This window comes from Collinsella sp. Sow4_E3 (genome assembly GCF_052116285.1).
Taxonomy (GTDB): domain Bacteria; phylum Actinomycetota; class Coriobacteriia; order Coriobacteriales; family Coriobacteriaceae; genus Collinsella.
The window spans coordinates 1-912 of record NZ_JBQKLJ010000073.1 but is presented as its reverse complement, the minus strand read 5'-3'; the positions used below and the strand labels follow the sequence as shown (position 1 = coordinate 912).

The window sequence follows — 912 nt, the reverse complement described above, 5'->3', positions numbered from 1 at the left end:
GCACGACGAGCCGAGGCAGCCGGGCGACCTGCGACCCCGACCCTGCCGACATGGCAGCCGGAGCAACGCACCGACCTCGCCACCCCCGACCAGATCAGAGCCCACCGCGAGCGCCTACGCCAGGCGCTCCGCAACCGACAGGAGACATCATGACCTGGACCTGCTCCACCTGCGACGCCACCATTGCCGGTAGCCGCGCCGAGCACTGCGGCGCTAAAGGGCTAGCCTGCTTTGCGCTTTGGCCCGCCGTAGCCACGCCTGATCTGAACGCCGCGGCGTTTGAGAAGGCGCCAGACGGCAGATGGGTCAGCACTCAAGATCCGTCCGATCCGCTCAGTCCCATAGCCAAGCTTGTAGAGCCTCTCGGCCTCATCCCCGTCGATCCTGATGAACTTGTGGGTGGAAGCGGGCCCACTCCCATGCTCCGCATGCAGTCTGTGATGTTCCTCGGGGGACAGCACGCAGAGGTTGCTCGGATCGTTGTTGGTTCGATTCCCATCGATGTGGTGAACTTGCTCGCCGTCTTTCGCTCCGGCGACGACACGATGCTCGTATGCCTCGACGTACTCGCCGGGAAGACTCCAGCGGAGCCTGATGTACCCCTCACCGTTGATGAACCTACGGGGCTCTCCCGCCGGTGGTTCTTCGCCGTCCCTAAGTGTGCGAATTGGCTTGGCATAGGAACGAAACCGTTCCTTCCGGCAGGCATCACACCGCCTCCTTTGGTGAGCAGCTCCAGGGATGACTTGACCGCAGTCGACACAGATAACGTCCATAACCTCATTATACAGTGGTGGTGTCACGAAACCTTCACCAGCACCACCTCCGGCGACATGCACCGCACCGGGAAGCACGGGCAAATCACCGGCCCGGCCCGCCGCCGCTGCCTCACCGAGGCAGAGATGCTCGACC

The 912-nt window shown here is 63.5% G+C and carries 1 protein-coding gene; it reads right to left on the bottom strand.

Annotated elements, in window-relative coordinates:
• Positions 1-221: 221 nt before the first annotated feature.
• A complete protein-coding gene (locus ACTQ48_RS11280) occupies positions 222-776 on the bottom strand; it encodes an HNH endonuclease signature motif containing protein (RefSeq protein ID WP_441042299.1) in 555 nt (184 codons plus the stop codon).
• Between the last annotated feature and the right edge of the window lie 136 nt (positions 777-912).